At 29.6% G+C, this 1,285-nt stretch carries 2 protein-coding genes; both read right to left on the reverse strand.

Translation table 11 applies throughout. The annotated features are described in order from the left end of the window. Positions 1-78: 78 nt before the first annotated feature. Positions 79-519, reverse strand: coding sequence for a cbb3-type cytochrome c oxidase subunit I (locus ACOSP6_RS00430; RefSeq protein ID WP_422092363.1), 441 nt, complete (start codon positions 517-519; stop codon positions 79-81). A gap of 125 nt (positions 520-644) precedes the next feature. Next, positions 645-1,160, reverse strand: coding sequence for a hypothetical protein (locus ACOSP6_RS00435; protein WP_422092362.1), 516 nt, complete (start codon positions 1,158-1,160; stop codon positions 645-647). Positions 1,161-1,285 lie beyond the last annotated feature (125 nt).

Here is a 1,285-nt window from a genome sequence, read left to right on the forward strand (position 1 = left end):
CGGAAAGATAATTAATAAGATTGAATTTCCGGCGAGGTCCCGAAGCTTCGGGACAGCCGCAATTAATTATACACGTTGTTAGCCACTAGTTTTATCTTTTTTAATTAAAAGTCCACGTATAATATTAATTGGGAAAATAAATTGTCCGAAAATCATAATTAAAATTATTAGAGTAATAATTAAATTCAAATTATTGTTGAATTCGTACTCCATAATTTCAGTTCGATAAAAATTAGATAAAATCCACACAGCTAAAACTCCGCCAAAAGTCAATACGATATGAGTCCAATTCAACCATTTTGATAATTTTCTGTTCGATTTTTGCATAATCCAATATCCGATTCCCATTAGTCCAAAGAGTATTGAAATCAGTATTGCGAAATGTATATAAAGAATCACAAAATAAGTGTCGTGAATATTTATGTCTAAAACATTGTCAGCATTCAAAATACCAAACAGCAATATTATCGGAATTGCAAGTAAAAAAATCAGATGAGGCTTTTCAATTAGTTTATTCATTTTACTTGTGGCTAACGTATTTGTATAAGATTAGTTGCGTGGTTTAAGCACTTAATTTAGCAAATACAAACCTAAAAGAAAATTCACGAAGATTTTCGGAAGTAGGCTTGCATTAGCAATTAATTTTATACCTTGTTGTAGGTAGTTTTTCTTTTTATATAATATTCGAACCATTCAATTCTATTCCATAATCCAGACATTTCTTGAATCAGTTCAATTTCTCCATTAACATATAGAATTTCAAGTTCAAGTGAGCAATCACTATCAGAAATGTTCCATTTAGTCTCTGTTAGTAAAAGTATATATTCATTTTCAGAATCATAAAGTTGTGGTAAACAAATTTGGCTTTGGTTCCAATCTATAGATTCTAAAATATCGTTAAACTCAGTTTTTTCAATTCTTCCTTTTTCGAATTCACTAGAATAAATAGAATTTAATTTTTTTATAAGTTCCTGTTTCGAATCCAAATTCAAGTTTAAAAAATTCTCGAAAGCAGTAATTTGTTTATCAGTCCACCAATCTTGATTTTCTTCAACCTCAATCCAAGTTTGTAAGGAAATATTCAACCACTTGATTGGTATATTCAAAACTGAATTTACTTGAGTTCCGTCTTCATCTATTTTCCAGTTTGTCTTTTTCATTTTGGTAATTACCTACAACGTATTTATATAACTGTTGTTACGGGAATAAATTTACGTATTTTGTTTAATAACTACCGTTAGTAATTACCGAGTGGATTCGGACGTAGTCGAATCCGCCGTAATTG

Origin of the sequence: Tenacibaculum sp. MEBiC06402 (assembly GCF_049239625.1) — a bacterium.
In the GTDB taxonomy this organism is placed as follows: domain Bacteria; phylum Bacteroidota; class Bacteroidia; order Flavobacteriales; family Flavobacteriaceae; genus Polaribacter.